Annotated in this window: 19 protein-coding genes and 1 pseudogene; 9 read left to right on the top strand and 11 right to left on the bottom strand. The window is 62.5% G+C overall.

Annotation, left to right across the window (positions count from 1 at the left end; translation table 11 throughout):
• Positions 1–3: 3 nt before the first annotated feature.
• A complete protein-coding gene (locus ACZ5M5_RS29565) occupies positions 4–429 on the top strand; it encodes a secondary thiamine-phosphate synthase enzyme YjbQ (protein ID WP_060743109.1) in 426 nt (141 codons plus the stop codon).
• Positions 430–531: 102 nt separating this feature from the next.
• Positions 532–855 carry a transcriptional regulator SutA gene (gene sutA, locus ACZ5M5_RS29560; protein WP_060740086.1) on the top strand — a complete coding sequence of 108 codons (324 nt, stop codon included), beginning with the start codon at positions 532–534 and terminating at the stop codon, positions 853–855.
• A 337-nt stretch (positions 856–1192) separates the two neighbouring features.
• Here the strand turns inward: sutA and ACZ5M5_RS29555 are convergent, their stop codons facing one another.
• Genes ACZ5M5_RS29555 through lptM form a run of 6 tightly spaced genes read right to left on the bottom strand, consistent with a single transcriptional unit; the run spans position 1193 to position 5794 of the window.
• Positions 1193–1897: an HAD family hydrolase gene (locus ACZ5M5_RS29555; RefSeq protein ID WP_464738326.1), complete on the bottom strand. Its 705-nt coding sequence runs from the start codon at positions 1895–1897 to the stop codon at positions 1193–1195.
• On the bottom strand, positions 1894–2793 hold the full coding sequence (xerC, locus tag ACZ5M5_RS29550) for a tyrosine recombinase XerC (RefSeq protein WP_060740088.1): 900 nt from the start codon (positions 2791–2793) through the stop codon (positions 1894–1896). Before xerC ends, ACZ5M5_RS29555 begins: the two co-directional genes overlap by 4 nt.
• A gap of 2 nt (positions 2794–2795) precedes the next feature.
• A complete protein-coding gene (locus ACZ5M5_RS29545) occupies positions 2796–3518 on the bottom strand; it encodes a DUF484 family protein (protein ID WP_060740089.1) in 723 nt (240 codons plus the stop codon).
• A 13-nt stretch (positions 3519–3531) separates the two neighbouring features.
• The gene (gene dapF, locus ACZ5M5_RS29540) at positions 3532–4362 is read right to left on the bottom strand and encodes a diaminopimelate epimerase (RefSeq protein ID WP_060740090.1); all 831 of its coding nucleotides are present in this window, start codon (positions 4360–4362) and stop codon (positions 3532–3534) included.
• 4 nt (positions 4363–4366) lie between these two features.
• Entirely contained in the window at positions 4367–5614 is a 1248-nt protein-coding gene (gene lysA, locus ACZ5M5_RS29535; protein WP_464738325.1) for a diaminopimelate decarboxylase, read from the bottom strand.
• A 9-nt stretch (positions 5615–5623) separates the two neighbouring features.
• On the bottom strand, positions 5624–5794 hold the full coding sequence (lptM, locus tag ACZ5M5_RS29530) for an LPS translocon maturation chaperone LptM (RefSeq protein WP_072406122.1): 171 nt from the start codon (positions 5792–5794) through the stop codon (positions 5624–5626).
• A gap of 185 nt (positions 5795–5979) precedes the next feature.
• Between lptM and cyaY the strand changes: the two genes are divergently transcribed.
• The 3 genes from cyaY to rnk all read left to right on the top strand — a co-directional run bounded on the left by cyaY (position 5980) and on the right by rnk (position 7164).
• Entirely contained in the window at positions 5980–6312 is a 333-nt protein-coding gene (cyaY, locus tag ACZ5M5_RS29525; protein ID WP_464738324.1) for an iron donor protein CyaY, read from the top strand.
• A 4-nt stretch (positions 6313–6316) separates the two neighbouring features.
• The gene (locus tag ACZ5M5_RS29520; RefSeq protein WP_060740093.1) at positions 6317–6535 is read left to right on the top strand and encodes a DUF1289 domain-containing protein; all 219 of its coding nucleotides are present in this window, start codon (positions 6317–6319) and stop codon (positions 6533–6535) included.
• A gap of 218 nt (positions 6536–6753) precedes the next feature.
• Entirely contained in the window at positions 6754–7164 is a 411-nt protein-coding gene (rnk, locus tag ACZ5M5_RS29515) for a nucleoside diphosphate kinase regulator (protein ID WP_060740094.1), read from the top strand.
• A 13-nt stretch (positions 7165–7177) separates the two neighbouring features.
• On the opposite strand, the gene ACZ5M5_RS29510 is transcribed toward rnk, so the two are convergent.
• From ACZ5M5_RS29510 to ACZ5M5_RS29500, 3 genes are all read right to left on the bottom strand, one after another.
• Positions 7178–10018: a class I adenylate cyclase gene (locus tag ACZ5M5_RS29510; RefSeq protein ID WP_464738323.1), complete on the bottom strand. Its 2841-nt coding sequence runs from the start codon at positions 10016–10018 to the stop codon at positions 7178–7180.
• Between the two features lie 168 nt (positions 10019–10186).
• Complete coding sequence (locus ACZ5M5_RS29505) at positions 10187–10435, bottom strand: TIGR02647 family protein (RefSeq protein ID WP_060740096.1); 249 nt, start codon at positions 10433–10435, stop codon at positions 10187–10189.
• Positions 10436–10672: 237 nt separating this feature from the next.
• On the bottom strand, positions 10673–10957 hold the full coding sequence (locus tag ACZ5M5_RS29500) for a hypothetical protein (RefSeq protein WP_060740097.1): 285 nt from the start codon (positions 10955–10957) through the stop codon (positions 10673–10675).
• 124 nt (positions 10958–11081) lie between these two features.
• On the opposite strand from ACZ5M5_RS29500, the gene ACZ5M5_RS29495 reads away from it, so the two are divergent.
• Positions 11082–11741 (top strand): glutathione S-transferase family protein, encoded by a 660-nt coding sequence (locus tag ACZ5M5_RS29495; RefSeq protein ID WP_103310265.1) that lies wholly within the window; start codon positions 11082–11084, stop codon positions 11739–11741.
• Positions 11742–11872: 131 nt separating this feature from the next.
• Here the strand turns inward: ACZ5M5_RS29495 and argH are convergent, their stop codons facing one another.
• Together argH and ACZ5M5_RS29485 are read right to left on the bottom strand one after the other, a co-directional pair.
• Positions 11873–13267 carry an argininosuccinate lyase gene (gene argH / locus ACZ5M5_RS29490; protein ID WP_092174831.1) on the bottom strand — a complete coding sequence of 465 codons (1395 nt, stop codon included), beginning with the start codon at positions 13265–13267 and terminating at the stop codon, positions 11873–11875.
• A gap of 36 nt (positions 13268–13303) precedes the next feature.
• Complete coding sequence (locus ACZ5M5_RS29485) at positions 13304–13480, bottom strand: hypothetical protein (protein WP_158249665.1); 177 nt, start codon at positions 13478–13480, stop codon at positions 13304–13306.
• Between the two features lie 249 nt (positions 13481–13729).
• On the opposite strand from ACZ5M5_RS29485, the gene ACZ5M5_RS29480 reads away from it, so the two are divergent.
• The 3 genes and pseudogenes from ACZ5M5_RS29480 to ACZ5M5_RS29470 form a co-directional block, all read left to right on the top strand.
• Positions 13730–14476, top strand: a complete 747-nt coding sequence (locus ACZ5M5_RS29480; protein ID WP_060740100.1) for a LytR/AlgR family response regulator transcription factor — start codon at positions 13730–13732, stop codon at positions 14474–14476.
• Positions 14477–14614: 138 nt separating this feature from the next.
• Entirely contained in the window at positions 14615–15556 is a 942-nt protein-coding gene (hemC, locus tag ACZ5M5_RS29475; RefSeq protein ID WP_060740101.1) for a hydroxymethylbilane synthase, read from the top strand.
• Positions 15553–16299 (top strand): annotated as a pseudogene (locus ACZ5M5_RS29470) (uroporphyrinogen-III synthase); the annotation flags it as partial. The gene hemC and the pseudogene ACZ5M5_RS29470, both read left to right, overlap by 4 nt.
• Positions 16300–16312 lie beyond the last annotated feature (13 nt).

Below are 16312 nucleotides of genomic sequence, written 5' to 3'. Positions count from 1 at the left end.
TGTATGTGGCAACAGACGCTGATAACCCTGCGGGCAAGGCCCCGGGGCTTTCATCTGGTGACGGACGAGTTGCTGGCCGGCCTGCCTGAAGTCCAGGCGTGTCGTGTCGGTCTGTTGCATCTGTGGCTGCAGCATACCTCGGCCTCGTTGACCATCAACGAGAACGCCGATCCGGCGGTACGTCGAGACTTCGAACGATTTTTCAATCGGCTGATCCCACAAGGAACCGCCGGCTATGAGCACAACGACGAAGGCTTGGACGACCTCCCGGCGCACTTCAAGGCCAGTGTGCTCGGTTGCCAGCTCAGCCTGCCGGTTACGGCGGGACGGCTGGCATTGGGAACCTGGCAAGGTGTTTATCTGGGCGAGCACCGTGATCACGGCGGTGCTCGTAAAGTCCTCGCCACCTTGTACGGTGAAGGGGCATAACCGCTGATTGCCAGCGGATGTTGAATTTTTTCCGGCAGCCTTCGAACAGATGGCGAAGCTGGGCTATAACTAATCTGCTTTTCGCAAGTCATGAGGTAGAACATGAGCGACGATGATCTGGAAAACGACGACCTCGAAGTAGGCGACGAAGACGAGACCGAAGAAGGCCTTGAAGTGGCGGCTGAAGACGTTGCCGAAGACGATGGCGCCGACGTTCCGACGCCTACCGCCAAGGGCAAGGCCAAGGCCGCGGTGTCGGTCGACGAGTTGCCGAGCGTAGAGGCCAAGAACAAGGAGCGTGATGCCCTCGCCAAGGCCATGGAGGAGTTCCTGGCCAGGGGCGGTAAGGTGCAGGAAGTGGAAGCCAACGTGGTCGCTGATCCGCCCAAGAAGCCTGACAACAAGTACGGCAGCCGCCCTATCTGAGTATCGGCTTCTTGCTTGCTGAAAAAGCCCGCCGTCGCTGCGGGCTTTTTCATGGGCGCGATTCTACTCCGGGCCAGGCGCAGTCCCTGTGGGAGCGAGCTTGCTCGCGATAGCGGTGGGTCTGTTGGCATTGAGTTGGATGTGCCGCCGTCATCGCGAGCAAGCTCGCTCCCACAGGTTTTTTGGTGGGCGGGGAGCTGCGGGCCACAGCCGCTCCAGGGTGGGAGCGAGCTTGCTCGCGATAGCGGTGGGTCTGTTGGCATTGATGTTGGATGTGCCGCCGTCATCGCGAGCAAGCTCGCTCCCACAGAGGGCTTTGGCGGTTGCGAAGCAGGGTTCAGGGTTGGCTATGCCAACCTGCCAACAGCCCCGGCAGTTCGGTCAGGCTGCGAATTTCCGCATCCGGTACATGGTCGGCATTCCAGGGCTTGCCTGCCGGGTTGAACCACACCGCGCGCAGGCCGGCCTGTTGGGCGCCGGCGATGTCGTCGCCCGGGTGATCGCCAACGTGCACGGCGGTCTGTGCCGTGGCGCCGCCGCGCTGCAGGGCTTCGTGGAACAGCCGGGCGTCAGGCTTGGCGATGCCGATGTCTTCGGCGCACAAGGCGAACTTGAAGTAGTCCGCCAGCCCCAGGCGTCGCACGTCGGCGTTGCCATTGGTGACCACGCCGAGGGCGAAATGATTGGCCAGGATTTCCAGGGTGGGCTGCACCTCGGGAAAAATCTCCAGCTGATGACGGGCGTGCAGGAACGTCTCGAAGGCCTGGTCCGCCAGTTCAGAGGCATGCCACTGGTCGTAGCCGGCTTCCTGCAAGGCACGGAACAGCACCCGCCGGCGCAGCGCACTGATGCGATGCTTGAGGTTGGGTTCTTCGTGCAACACTTGCTCGCGAATCGAAAAAAGATGCTCCACCGGCAGCCCGCCCAGGTTCGGTGCGTTGTCGCTCAGCCATTGGCGGAGTATGGCTTCGGCGCTGGCGATCACCGGGGCGGTGTCCCACAGGGTGTCGTCCAGGTCGAAAGTGATGAGTTCGATGGTCATGATTCGTCGCCCTTGATGCGTTTGGCCCTGGGGTGGGCACTGTCGTAGACCGTCGCCAGGTGCTGGAAGTCCAGGTGGGTGTAGATCTGGGTCGTCTTGATGTCCGAGTGGCCCAGCAGCTCTTGAACGGCGCGCAGGTCCTGAGAGGATTCCAGCAGATGGCTGGCGAAGGAGTGCCTGAGCATGTGCGGGTGCAGGTTCTGCCCCAACTCGCGTTCGCCGGCGGCCTTGACCCGCAACTGAATCGCCCGCGGGCCGAGGCGTCGACCGCGTTGGCTGACGAATACCGCGTCGTCGGCGGGGTTGGCCAGGGCCCGCAGGGGCAGCCACAGTTCCAGGGCTTCACGGGCCTTGCGGCCGACAGGCAGCAGGCGGGTCTTGCTGCCCTTGCCAAGCACCTGGACCATGCCGTCGGCCAGGTCCAGTTGATCCAGGTTAAGCCCCGTCAGCTCCGAAAGCCGCAGGCCGGAAGAATAGAACAGCTCGAGAATCGCCTGGTCGCGCCGGGCCAGGAAGTCATCTTCGACGGCGCCTTCAAGCAATTGCAGGGCGCGGTCGGTGTCGAGGGTCTTCGGCAGCCGGCGTTCGCCCTTGGGCGGTGCCAGGCCGGTAGCCGGATCGTGATCGCACAGGCCTTCGCGATTGAGGTAGTGATACAGGCCGCGCACCGCCGACAACAGTCGCGCCAGGCTGCGGGAGGACTGTCCCTGTTGATGCAGGCGGGCGATCAGGCTGCGCAAGCGCTGGATGTCCAGGGCCGACCAACTGCCGATGTTCTGCTTCTGGCACCAGCCCAGCACTTTTTCCAGGTCGCGGCGATAGGCCAACAACGTGTGGGGCGACACCTGGCGCTCACTGCGCAGGTGTTCGCAGTAGGCGTCCAGTTGCCGCTCCATCATCAGCGTACCGAGCGCAGCGAACCGGCGACTCTTGGTAGCACCCGGCCGGTGACTTCGGCGATGTAGCTCAAGAACAGTGTGCCCACCGAACTCTTGTAGTGCTGCGGATCGCGGCTGGCGATGGCCAGTACCCCATGCACGCCCTGGTGGGCGATGGCGACGACGGCGGTGGAGCCGATCTGCTTGCGCTGTTCTTCGCCGAACAGGAAGTCCAGCTCATGTTCGCGCAGGCTGCCGCTGACGCTTTTGTTTTCCGTGAGCAGGCCGCCGATGGCCGTCTGCGCTTCGGCGTGGGTCACCCAGCGGCCCACCGGCATGGCGTTGTCGCCAAACAGGATCAGGCTGACAAAGGGCACCTGGAAGTCCTGGCGCAGGCTGTCTTCGACGCTCATGACCAGGTCTTCGAGGGTGCTGGCGTCCATCAGGGCCAGGATCAGCCGACGGGTCTTGTCGAAGAGCCGGTCGTTGTCCCGGGCCACGTCCATCAGGTGCGAAAGACGATGGCGCATTTCGATGTTGCGCTCGCGCAGGATCTTCATCTGGTGCTCCACCAGCGACACGGTGTCGCCGCGCCGGTGGGGGATGCGCATCGTCGCAAGCAGTTCTTCATGCTCGACGAAGAAGTCCGGATGAGCCTCCAGGTAAGCGGTCACCGCCGCGACTTCTGGAAGGCTGGGAGATTCGTCGGGCTGTGGGGCTGGAACCTGTGGCTGATCGGTCATGGGTTTGGCTCACTCAAAGACGAACTTGTCCTTCGTATACGCGCACTGCCGGGCCGGTCATCATCACCGGTTGGCCAGGGCCCGCCCATTCGATGGACAGGCGCCCGCCGGGCAGGTCGATCAACAATGGCGAATCCATCCACCCCTGGCTGATCGCAGCGACGGCAGCGGCACAGGCGCCGGTACCGCAGGCCTGGGTTTCCCCGGCACCGCGCTCCCAGACGCGCAATTGTGCGCGGTGACGGTCGATGACTTGCAGGAAACCGACATTCACCCGCGCGGGGAAGCGCGGATGGTGTTCGATTTTCGGCCCCAGCTCATGCACCGGGGCGCTGTTGATATCGGCCACTCGCAGCACGGCATGGGGGTTGCCCATGGAGACTGCCGCCAGTTCCACCGTGTTGCCATCGACTTCCAACGGATAGCTCAGGGCCTGGGCCGGCGCTTCGAATGGAATGTCCGCCGGTACCAGGCGCGGAGCGCCCATGTTGACGCCGATCTGGCCGTCGCTGCGCACATCCAGTTCGATGATGCCGCTCTTGGTCTCGACGCGGATCTGCCGCTTGGCGGTCAGGCGCTTGTCCAGCACGAAGCGGGCGAAGCAGCGCGCGCCGTTGCCGCATTGCTCCACTTCCGAACCGTCGGCGTTGAAGATCCGATAACGGAAATCCACGTCCGGGTTGTTGGGCGCCTCGACGATCAGCAACTGGTCGAAACCGATACCGGTGTGCCGGTCTCCCCATTGCTTGGCATGCTTGGGCAGGATATGCGCGTGCTGGCTGACCAGGTCGAGGACCATGAAGTCATTGCCCAGGCCGTGCATCTTGGTAAAACGCAGCAGCATGGTTTTACTCCGGCAGCAGGCTTTCGCCGGCAAACAACTCGGCTACCGTCTCGCGGCGACGCACTTCGAATGCCTGATCACCGTCCACCAGCACCTCGGCGCAACGGCCGCGGGTGTTGTAGTTGGAACTCATGACAAACCCGTAGGCACCGGCCGAATGCACGGCCAGCAAGTCGCCTTCTTCCAGCGCCAGCTCCCGACCCTTGGCCAGGAAGTCACCGGTTTCGCAGATCGGCCCGACGATGTCGTAGGGGCGGGCCGCGGTGTCGCGAGGGCGCACGGCGGTGACGTCCATCCACGCCTGGTAGAGCGCCGGGCGGATCAGGTCGTTCATCGCCGCATCGACGATGGCGAAATCCTTGTGCTCGGTGTGCTTGAGGTATTCGACCTGGGTCAGCAGCACGCCGGCATTGGCCACGATATAGCGGCCGGGCTCGAACATCAGCGCCAGGTCACGGCCTTCGAGGCGCTCGCGTACCGCCTTGATGTAGTCGGCCACCAGCGGCGGCTCTTCATCGCGATAGCGCACGCCGACACCGCCACCCAGGTCGATGTGGCGCAGGTAGATGCCGCAGTCGCCGAGGCGATCGACCAGCGCCAGCAGGCGGTCGAGGGCATCGATGAAGGGTTCGAGGGTGGTCAGTTGCGAGCCGATGTGGCAATCGACACCCAGCACTTCCAGGTTCGGCAGCTGGGCGGCGCGTACGTACACGTCCTCGGCGTCGGCAATGGCGATGCCGAACTTGTTTTCCTTCAGGCCGGTGGAAATGTACGGGTGGGTGCCAGCGTCGACGTCCGGGTTCACGCGCAGGGAAACCGGCGCGCGAACGCCCAGCTCGGCGGCGACAACCTGCAGGCGCTCCAGCTCATCGGTGGATTCGATGTTGAAGCAGTGCACGCCGACTTCCAGGGCGCGGCGCATGTCTTCGCGGGTCTTGCCGACGCCGGAGAACACGATCTTGTCGGCGCTGCCGCCCGCGGCCAGCACGCGCTCGAGCTCGCCACCGGAGACGATGTCAAAACCGGCCCCCAGGCGCGCCAGGATATTGAGCACACCCAGGTTGGAGTTGGCCTTGACGGCGAAACACACCAGGTGCGGCACCCCGTCGAGAGCATCGGCGAACGTCCGATACTGGGCTTCGATGTGGGCACGGGAATAGACGTAGGTCGGCGTGCCGAAACGTTCGGCGATCGCGGACAGGGCAATCCCTTCCGCGAACAGCTCCCCGCCACGGTAGTTAAAAGCGTCCATGGCGTTCCCTTAGTAAGTGGTGTGGGTGTCGTGCGAGTGTGTCTTGGATTGCGACGACTTGGCCTGTTCTTCAGGGGACTTGCTGTCATCAGGCAGGTACAGCGGACCTTTTTGACCACAGGCTGTCACGAGGCAGGCAACCGCGACGAGCGCAGCAAGGGAAGAGATCAGGCGCTTCATGGCGAAATCCTTGAAAATGCGTTAATTGCGCCGGAGTATACCGGCCACCCGTCAGCTTGCCTATGCAACGGGGCGCCCGTCCGGCGGCACTGTTGTCGTTGATCGGTATATCCTTTGCAATCGCCGGGCGGCGTCCGTATCTTGCGGCGCTTGAGCATGAGCAGACATTTTCGAGGTTGCCGCAAATGAGTTTGAGTGAAGCCCGTTTCCACGATCTGGTCGATGCGACCCAGCAAACGCTGGAAGATGTGTTCGATGACAGTGGCCTGGACATTGACCTGGAAATCTCCGCCGGTGTACTCACCGTCAAGTTCGAAAACGGCAGCCAACTGATCTTCAGTCGCCAGGAGCCGTTGCGGCAGCTGTGGCTGGCGGCGGTCTCCGGCGGCTTTCATTTCGACTACGACGAGGAAAGCGAGCGCTGGATGTGCGACAAGAGCGAAGAGCAACTGGGCGAGATGCTCGAGCGCATCGTCAAGCAGCAGGCGGACGTGGAACTCGAGTTCGAAGGCTTGTGACGGCGTGATCCAGACCGCCCCGCCACGGCCTCCCAAGCCGCTCTACAGCAACGTCAGCCCCGCCGTGCCGTCGCCGTGCACCAGCGTGTGCAAGCTGGATGAACAGAAGGTCTGCCTCGGCTGTTTCCGCCATGTGGAAGATATCCGCGAATGGCGCTCGGCCGATGATGAGCGCCGGCGGGTCATTTGTGCAGAGGCGGCTAAGCGCAAATCTCTGAGGTAACCATTGGCCTTGGAAGCTTTTGTGGCGAGGGTTCGGCATCTCACATTCGTTTGTTCGTGAGCGACCTATTGGCACGGCTAGACCCCGCCCGTCTTGTTTATTTATTGAGCTGTGATAGTGTCCGGCTACGCCTCAATTCGTCGAGGCCCGTGAAAACCCCGCCTTTTTGTGGCGGGGTTTTGCTTTTTTTGTGCAGAAGAAAGGAGTCTGCCTGGATCATGACCGCACCTTCCATCACCCTTACCCGCCTGGACGTACAGCGTCTGGAACGCCTGATCGACAGTCTTGATGAAACGCTGCCAGGCGTGATTGCGTTGCAAACCGAACTGGATCGCGCCGAGAACGTGGTGGGCCACGAAGAAGTGCCTGCCGATGTCGTGACCATGAACTCGCGTGTGCACTGCCGCGAAGAAAGCAGCGGCAAGGACTATCACCTGACGTTGGTTTATCCACAGGACGCCAATGCCGACGAAGGCCGGATCTCGATCCTGGCGCCGGTGGGCAGTGCCTTGCTGGGCCTGAAGGTCGGCCAGCACATCGACTGGCCGGCCCCGGGCGGCAAGACGTTGAAGCTGACCTTGCTGGACGTCGAGTACCAGCCCGAAGCAGGCGGCGACTTCCACCTCTGAGTGCCCGGGTGCTTCAGACCAGGGCCAGCGCCTCGTTCAGGGCGCGTTCCAGGTCGGCCTTGTAGCGCAGGTACAAATTGCTTGAGCAGGCCCCATCGCCCACCAGCCCCGAGAGGTCCAGGTCGGTGATGTAGCAGCGATAGCGCTGGGCTTCGCGGCGCTGTTCGACGATCTCCCTGGCGACCACGCGGAACAGTTGGTCGCCATGCTCCAGTTCGGAAAACTCCTGCTGATCGCAGTACAGGGTGACGTGCACCTGCCCGTGCGCCGCCTTGCCGATGATCGCCTGCACGTCATAGAACGGCTTGTTGACCGGTGTCTGTGGGGCTTGCCGCGCTTCGATCCGGCGCGCCCGGCCACCTGAAGGCAGCAACTGGTAGTAGAGGGTTTCCAGGGTCAGCGGCTGGGCGGCGTCCAGCGGCAGCAGGGCGTCGCGACGGTACAGCACCGATTGCAGAAAGCGCTGCAGCGGCACCAGCAGGCTTTGTTCGTCGTGATAGGGCAGGTGTTGTTGCCACAGCGCGTTGAATTCATCGAGCACGTACAGATCGGCTTCGTCCTCGTTGGTCCGGTAGAACACCTGGATGCACTCGGGCTGGCCCATGGGCAGGATCAGCGCCAGGTCGTGGTCTTCCAGGGCCATCGGGTCCAGGTGCAAGGGGCTGTAGGCCGTCAGTTCCTCGCCCAGGTAATCCATCAGCGCCGACAAACTGCCCAGGGCCACGTGATTGACATGACCGGGCACCAGTTCCAGCACGTGGTAATGCTGCTGGACCTGAAGCAGGTAGCGGTGATTGAGCCTGCTCAACAGCAGGGTCTGCGCCGTTTCGATCACTTCCTCGACACGCCGCGCAATGAATTGGGCGCGGTTGTGGCAGAAGCAGCGCACCTGCAAGCGCGGCTGGCGCTGGGTGACGGGCAGGTCGTTGAGGTAGTCGCGCAGGCAGTCGAGCAGGGCGTGTTCGCCGTCGAAACGGTTGACCAGCACTTCATTCCAACTGTTGAGCGTAACCTGGTCGAGGGTCAGCACCAGGTTTTCCCGGACCCCGGCATAGCTCAGGGAGTCGGTACGCTCGGTGGTCATCAGGATATTCAGGTCGCGATGGTGCTTGAGCGGATCGACGCCGACGTTCACCAGGATCAGCACTTCGCTGGGCACGCTGGCGCGCAGTAACTGCGCTTCATCCACCGTGACCAGGGGCAGGGCGATGGACTGTTGCAGGCTGCCCAGCAGGTTGAACAGTTCGAACTCGCTCAGGTCGCTGTCACCTGGGTGCAGCGCCAGGCGCGTGCTGCTGTCGATCACGCCGTTGCGATGGCACCAGGTCAGCAGCTCCAGCAACTCGCGGCAACGCTTGATGGGCGCGAAGTTCTCCCACTCCAGGGCGTTGAGGCTGCCGTTGTACAGGCCCCACTGGTTCTGCCCCGGTTCCTTCTTGTTGGGTGATTGGACCAGCGTCAGGGTGTCTTCGGCCAGATCCGGCGCGATACCGGGGTTGATGAACTCGACCTTGTCGGCCTTGCGCTCAAAGGCGGCATACAAGCGCCGGCCAAGCACGTTGAGATCGCGCTTGTTGATCAGGCTGACGGTTTTCTCGGTGCGGGCGAACTGGGTCAGGAAGCGGTAGCTGTGGGTGAGTTCGTTGACCAGTGCGCGCCGCTCGTGGCTGACCTGGCGGACTTTCCACTGGCTGCGGCTGTCCAGTAATGCCAGTTGACGCTGGTCCCAGCCCCATTCCCGGGCCAGTCGCTCAAGCAGCACCCGTTGCCAGCCACTGCTGCGCGCCTGGCCGGTGAGTTTGCGATTGACCTTCAGGTACAGCGCACGGCGGATCAACTCCAGGCGTTCGGGTTCGCCACGGGCATTGAGGTATTCCTCGATGCGGCGGTAAACCAGCATGTACGGGTCCAGCTCTTCCAGGTCCAGGCGATTGGCGAACACGGCCTGTTTGAAGCGCAGGCTCAGGCAGCGCACGTTCGGGTGTTCGCTGGCATAGACCTCGGTCAGCAGCAGCTTGAGCACGGACTTGTAGGGCGATTCGATACCCTTGAACAGCTGCCAGAGCCCGGCGCCGACGAATTCGCCCGGCGGAATATAGGCCAGGTGTCCCAGGTCCAGGGTTTCATCCGCGCGAATGAAGCGCTTGGACATCAGCGTATGGGTGTACTGCTCGTAGTTCTCTTCTTCATAGACCGGCACCAGCCACCAGATCGGCGTGCGCCCGGCCAGCCAGATCGCAGTGCGGTAGAACTCGTCCAGCAGCAGGTAATGCTGGGTGGTGCCGCAATCGTCGGAGCTGAGCTGGTTGTCCCGCTCGCCCCGCACGAAACGCGCCGGGTCGATCAGGAAAAAGTGGGCTTCGGCGCCCTGGGTCGCGGCCCAGATCTCCAGCAATTGGCATTTCTTGCGCAGCTCGGCCAGTTCATCGTCGCTCAGGTCCGGCCCGTGGCACACCCACACGTCCATGTCGCTCTGGTCGGCCTGGGCCAGGGTGCCGAGGCTGCCCATCAGGAACAGGCCAAGGATCGGCCGCGGCGGGTTGCTGCCGTGCCGGGGCTTGTAGGAAAACGAACGGGTCAGCCGCTGGGCTTCGGCAAGGACGTTGGCGTCAGGTTCGTAGTTCGACAGCCCGGCGGGCGTGCTGCCGGAGACGTAGCCGGGCAGCAGCGGATGGTTGACGTGGAAAAACAGCGGCAGCAGCGTCAGTACGCCTTGCTGGCGGGGCGACAGGCCTTCGAGGGCGCGCTCCAGTCGCACGGTGTTGAGCTTGAGAAAACGTGCGCGCAACTGGCTCAGCACCTTGCGGTCGATTCCCTCGTCCAGATCGGGGCGTATTTCGTGATTGCGGGTCATGTCAGCTCAAACCGGCTCGCGGCGTCGAACGTGGGGTGATGGCAGGTTAGCGCCCGGTCTTGGGAATACTTAAGCTGAAAACAGGATTTTTGATGCCGGTTCTTTACGCCGGGCGCCAGTGCGCCTGCGGAAATCCCGTAGAGGAGATTTCCGTGGGCGGCAGGGGGATCAGGCGGCTTCTTGTTGAACGCTGAGTATCGTCAGGACGGTTTGGACATTTTGGGCGGCATCCCGTCCCAGGCTGGTCAGGTAACCACCGTCGGGCTGGGTGATCAGGTCTTTCTCGTACAAGCGTTGGGCAGCGGCAATCGCTTTAGGGGCAGCGGTCTGATGAATTTTCAGGCCTTCCTGGGAACTGTCCAGGTTGAAGAGTGCAAGGATTTCCAGTTCGGCAACCAGCTCAGGGGTAAGCGACATAAGGACTCCAGACTTTCTAGGAATTTGGTCGACAGCGTCACTAAGGTGAGCGCACTCGGCCGAGCTGTCCAGTGTCAGTGTCATGGTTTTTTTGTTTTGGGTGGCAAGAGAAGCCATTTGTCGTGGCGAGGGAGCTTGCTCCCGTTCGGCTGCGCAGCAGTCGTTAAGCTATTGGGGCCGCTTCGCGCCCCAGCGGGAGCAAGCTCCCTCGCCACAGAAGCAACTTTGCCTGTCGGTTCAGTTCTTTTCCGGCGGCAACTCAGGCAGGGCGCGCAATGCGGCTTCGTACCATTGGGTATCGAACGGGCGATCTTCTTCCAGGATCGCATCGATCTCCACCGCCAGCACATGGGCCATCAGATTGAGGATTTCTTCGCGCTCATAACCGACCAGGGTCAACTTGTTGAAAGTGGCCTTGGCCGCAGGCGGATTGTCACTTTCGATCTGGTTTTCGATGGCTTGGATCAGCGTGTTCTCGACGAATTCTTCTTCGTCGTTGTCGATGTCGGTTGGCTCGCTCATGGCAGGCTCCTGTAAGAAAGGTCGCCAGTTTACCTGCATTCAGCGGCGTGATGCGCCTGGCAAGAACCCCCTCGACGGTCTATAACGCAAGGCTGCCAACCCCGCACGGCCTGGAGGCTTTGTAATGCTCAAGCTTTATGGTTTCTCTGTCAGTAATTATTACAACATGGTCAAGCTGGCACTGTTGGAGAAGGGCGTGCCCTTCGAAGAAGTGCAGTTCTTTGGTAGCCAGACCCCGGAAGCCCTGGCCATCAGCCCGCGCGGCAAGGTGCCGGTGTTGAAGACCGAGCAGGGTTTTATCAACGAGACCAGCGTCATTCTCGAATACATCGAGCAAACCCAATCGGGTAAAACCCTGCTGCCGACCGACCCGTTCGAGCGCGCCCAGGTGTTGGCCTTGTGCCGGGAAATCGAGCTGTACATCGAGCTGCCGGGGCGGGCCTGCTATGGCGAGGCGTTTTTCGGCATGACAGTGGCCGATGCCATCAAGGAAAAGTCCAAGTCCGAATTGCTGCTGGGGTTCGCCTCGCTCGGCCGGCACGGCAAATTCTCGCCCTATGTGGCGGGCGACAGCCTGAGCATTGCCGACCTGTATTTCTACTACAGCCTTTCGCTGGCCTTGCAAGTGGGCAGGAAGGTCTTCGATATCGATTGGCTGGCGGACATGCCGGCGGCCAAGGCGCTGATGGAGCGCTTGGAGCAGAACCCGAACGTGCGGCGGATCGCTGCAGACAGGGAGGCAGAGATGCCGGCGTTTTTGGCGATGATTGCCGCCAAGAAGTGAGCTTTTCGGTGATTTGAAGTCAGCTATCGCGAGCAAGCTCGCTCCCACATTTGAATCTCTGAATGTTCACAAAGGGTGTGTTCACCGTAGATCCATTGTGGGAGCGAGCTTGCTCGCGATGCTTCTGGCTTTTAGCGGCTGGCGAGCAACGCCTGGCCGCGCACAACCGCTGCCTTGACCTGCGCCGGCGCGGTGCCGCCGATGTGGTCACGGGCATTGACCGAGCCTTCGAGGGTCAGCACGGCAAACACGTCCTGCTCGATCTGGTCGCTGAACCGGCGCAGTTCGTCCAGGCTCATTTCCGCCAGGTCCTTGCCGGTGTCCACGCCGTATTTCACGGCATGGCCGACAATTTCGTGGCAATCACGGAACGGCAGGCCACGGCGCACCAGGTAGTCGGCCAGGTCGGTGGCGGTGGAGAAGCCGCGCAGGGCCGCTTCGCGCATCACCGCGTGCTTGGGCTTGATGGCCGGGATCATGTCGGCGAAGGCCCGCAGCGAGTCGCGCAAGGTGTCGGCGGCGTCGAACAGCGGTTCCTTGTCTTCCTGGTTGTCCTTGTTGTAGGCCAGCGGCTGGCCTTTCATCAGGGTCAACAGGCCCATCAGTGCGCCGAACACCCGGCCGCTCTTGCCGCGCACCAGTTCCGGCACGTCGGGGTTTTTCTTTTGCGGCATGATCGAGCTGCCGGTGCAGAAGCGGTCGGGCAAATCGATGAATTGGAACTGTGCGCTGGTCCACAGCACCAGCTCTTCGGAGAAGCGCGACAGGTGCATCATCGCGATGCTCGCGGCGGCGCAGAATTCGATGGCGAAATCGCGGTCCGAGACGTTATCCAGCGAATTGCCGCCCACGGCGTCGAAGCCCAGCAGTTGCGCGGTGTATTCACGATCGATCGGGTACGTGGTGCCGGCCAGCGCGGCGCTGCCCAGGGGCATGCGGTTGGTGCGCTTGCGGCAGTCCACCAGGCGCTCGTAGTCGCGGCTGAGCATTTCGAACCAGGCCAGCATGTGATGCCCAAACGTTACAGGCTGAGCCGTCTGCAGGTGCGTGAAGCCCGGCATGATGCTTTCGGCCTCGCGCTCGGCCTGTTCCAGCAGGCCTTTTTGCAAGCGCGTGATTTCGCCCAGGATCAGGTCGATTTCATCCCGCAGCCACAGGCGGATGTCGGTGGCGACCTGGTCGTTGCGGCTGCGGCCGGTGTGCAGCTTCTTGCCGGTCACGCCAATGCGGTCGGTCAGGCGTGCTTCGATGTTCATGTGCACATCTTCAAGGTCGACGCGCCAGTCGAACTGGCCGGCCTCGATTTCCGTCTCGATGGTCTTCAGGCCATCGATGATGCTGTCGCGCTCGGCATCGGTCAGCACGCCGACCTTGGCCAACATGGTGGCGTGGGCGATCGAGCCCATGATGTCGTGGCGATACAGGCGCTGGTCAAAGTTGACGGAGGCGGTGAAGCGGGCGACGAAGGCGTCGACGGGTTCACTGAAGCGGCCGCCCCAGGACTGATTGGTCTTGTCAGTGCTCATGAATTCGCTCGTGATCGGCTGTGGAAAAAGTAGCGGTTAAAGGCTGCGGCGGATGATAGCAGGGTTGCCGGGACTGGCGCTGGCACTGGTCGGCAGGTTTTTTCGATCGAGGCCTGGGATCCAACCGGGTTTTCGCACAACGATATTTTTCAATTGAGCAATATCGTCGTGGCAACCGTCTACAGTGGACGGTAGGACTTTTGCTTTTTCCATCCATGGCGCACCGGACACATAGAAAAAGGGGGAGCTCATATTGGTCAGATCGACAGTTAACAATCCCTACGGCAACGCCGTGCGACAACGGGCCTCGGGCATCGGTCGGCAAGCGCTGGTAAAGATAGGCAACCGCCTCGCGGCACTTTTTGGCCCTCGAGCGAGTCTTAGCGTGGATCGCGGTGACGGATGTCACTTCCCCTGTCTACGCTATCCTTGTGCGAGACTCACGCAGGAATCCAGCGCAATATGAATGTCCTGATCGTTGATGACGAACCACTGGCCCGCGAGCGCCTGAGCCGAATGGTTGGCGAGCTCGAGGGTTACAGTGTCCTGGAGCCGAGCGCCACCAATGGCGACGAGGCATTGGCCCTTATTGACAGCCACAAGCCGGATATCGTGCTGCTCGACATTCGCATGCCTGGCCTGGACGGCCTGCAGGTGGCGGCGAAGTTGTGCGAACGAGAGTCGCCGCCCGCCGTGGTGTTCTGTACCACCCGGGACGACTTTCCACCCGAGGTGTTGCAGGCCGGTGCCGTGGGCTACCTGGTCAAGCCGGTGGCGTCCGAGGCGTTGCTCGAAGCCTTGCGCAAGGCCGAGCGACCCAACCGCGTGCAACTGGCGGCGCTGACCCGTCCGGCCGCCGAAAGCGGCAGTGGCCCACGCAGCCACATCAGTGCGCGCACCCGCAAAGGCATCGAGTTGATCCCCTTGAACCAGGTGGTCTATTTCATTGCCGACCATAAATACGTGACCTTGCGCCATGAGAGTGGCGAGGTGTTGCTGGACGAACCTCTCAAGGCCCTTGAAGACGAGTTCGGCGAACGCTTTGTACGCATCCACCGCAACGCCCTCGTGGCCCGCGAGCGCATCGAGCGTTTGCAACGCACCCCCCTTGGGCATTTCCAACTGTTCCTCAAAGGCCTCAATGGCGACGCGCTGATTGTCAGCCGGCGGCACGTGGCCGGCGTGCGCAAGATGATGCAGCAGCTTTAAGCCAGGCGGTCCAAGGCGTTCAACGCGTTTCATTTCCAGGATCTGGCGGCCAGGGAGGCCTTGGGGTCGTGATTCAAATCAAAGCGGTTTTGACTGAGCTGTTATTATCTGCCGTATCTTTTAAGTACGGATTGATCCATGTCCCCTCGCGAGATCCGCATCGCCACCCGTAAAAGTGCCTTGGCCCTCTGGCAGGCCGAATACGTCAAAGCCCGCCTGGAATCGGCCCATCCCGGCCTGATCGTGACCCTGGTGCCCATGGTCAGTCGCGGTGACAAGCTGCTGGACTCGCCCCTGTCGAAAATCGGCGGCAAGGGGCTGTTCGTCAAGGAGCTGGAAACCGCGCTGCTGGACAACGAAGCCGACATCGCCGTGCATTCGATGAAAGACGTGCCCATGGACTTTCCCGAAGGCCTGGGCCTGTTTTGCATCTGCGAGCGGGAAGACCCGCGCGATGCGTTCGTCTCCAACACCTTTGCCAGCCTTGAGGCGTTGCCTGCCGGGAGCGTGGTCGGTACGTCCAGCCTGCGTCGCCAGGCCCAATTGCTGACGCGTCGTCCGGACCTGCAAATCCGTTTCCTGCGCGGCAACGTCAACACGCGCCTGGCCAAGCTCGATGCCGGTGAGTACGACGCCATCATCCTCGCCGCCGCCGGCCTGATCCGCCTGGGCTTCGAAGACCGCATCACCTCGGCCATCAGCGTCGACGACAGCCTGCCGGCCGGTGGGCAAGGGGCGGTGGGTATCGAGTGCCGCAGCGCCGACAGCGACATCCACGCCCTGCTGGCGCCGCTGCACCATGCAGACACCGCCACGCGAGTATTCGCCGAACGCGCGCTGAACAAACACCTCAATGGCGGCTGCCAAGTGCCGATCGCCTGTTACGCCGTGTTGGAGGGCGAACAGGTCTGGTTGCGCGGCCTGGTGGGGGATCCCAACGGGGGCCGGCTGCTCAGCGCCGAAGCCCGGGCACCGCGCCAGGATGCCGAGGCGTTGGGCGTGCGGGTGGCTGAAGACTTGTTGAGCCAGGGCGCCGCCGACATTCTCAAGGCGGTCTACGGCGAGGCCGGCCACGCGTGACGGGTTGGCGGCTGTTGCTCACCCGGCCGGCGGACGAGTCGTCGGCGCTGGCGGCTGTCCTGGCCGAAGCGGGGGTCTACAGCAGCAGCCTGCCGTTGCTGGATATCGAGCCGGTTCCGCTGTCCGAGGCCGGGCGGGCGATATTCCTGGCACTGGATCAATACTCTGCCGTGATCGTGGTCAGCAAGCCGGCCGCACGCCTGTGCCTCGAGCTGCTGCGCCAACACTGGCCCCAGCCTCCGGACCAACCCTGGTTCAGCGTGGGCGCGGCCACCGGACAGATCCTTGCCGATGCCGGCCTCACGGTGTTTTATCCCGATAACGGCGACGACAGCGAAGCCTTGCTGGAACACTTGGTCTTGCGCCAGGCTGTTTCGCGGCCCGACCCCAAGGTCTTGATCGTGCGGGGCGAAGGCGGGCGTGGCTTGCTGGCAGAGCGTTTGCGCGAGCAAGGTGCTAGTGTCGATTATCTGGAATTGTACCGCCGCCACCTGCCCAGTTACGGTGAAGGGGCGTTGCCGGCGATAGTCGAAGCGGAACGCTTGAACGCACTGGTGGTCAGCAGTGGGCAGGGCTTCGAGCATCTGCAGCGGCTGGCCGGCGAAGCGTGGCCGGCCCTGGCGCGGTTACCGTTGTTTGTTCCAAGCCCAAGGGTTGCCGAGATGGCGCGTGCCGCCGGAGCCCGAACAGTTGTGGATTGCCGTGGCGCCAATGCCGCGGCTTTGCTGGCGGCGTTACGGGAACACTCCGTGCCGT

This window comes from Pseudomonas sp. Van50, from assembly GCF_055390755.1.
This window is presented reverse-complemented; position numbering and strand designations above follow the sequence as displayed.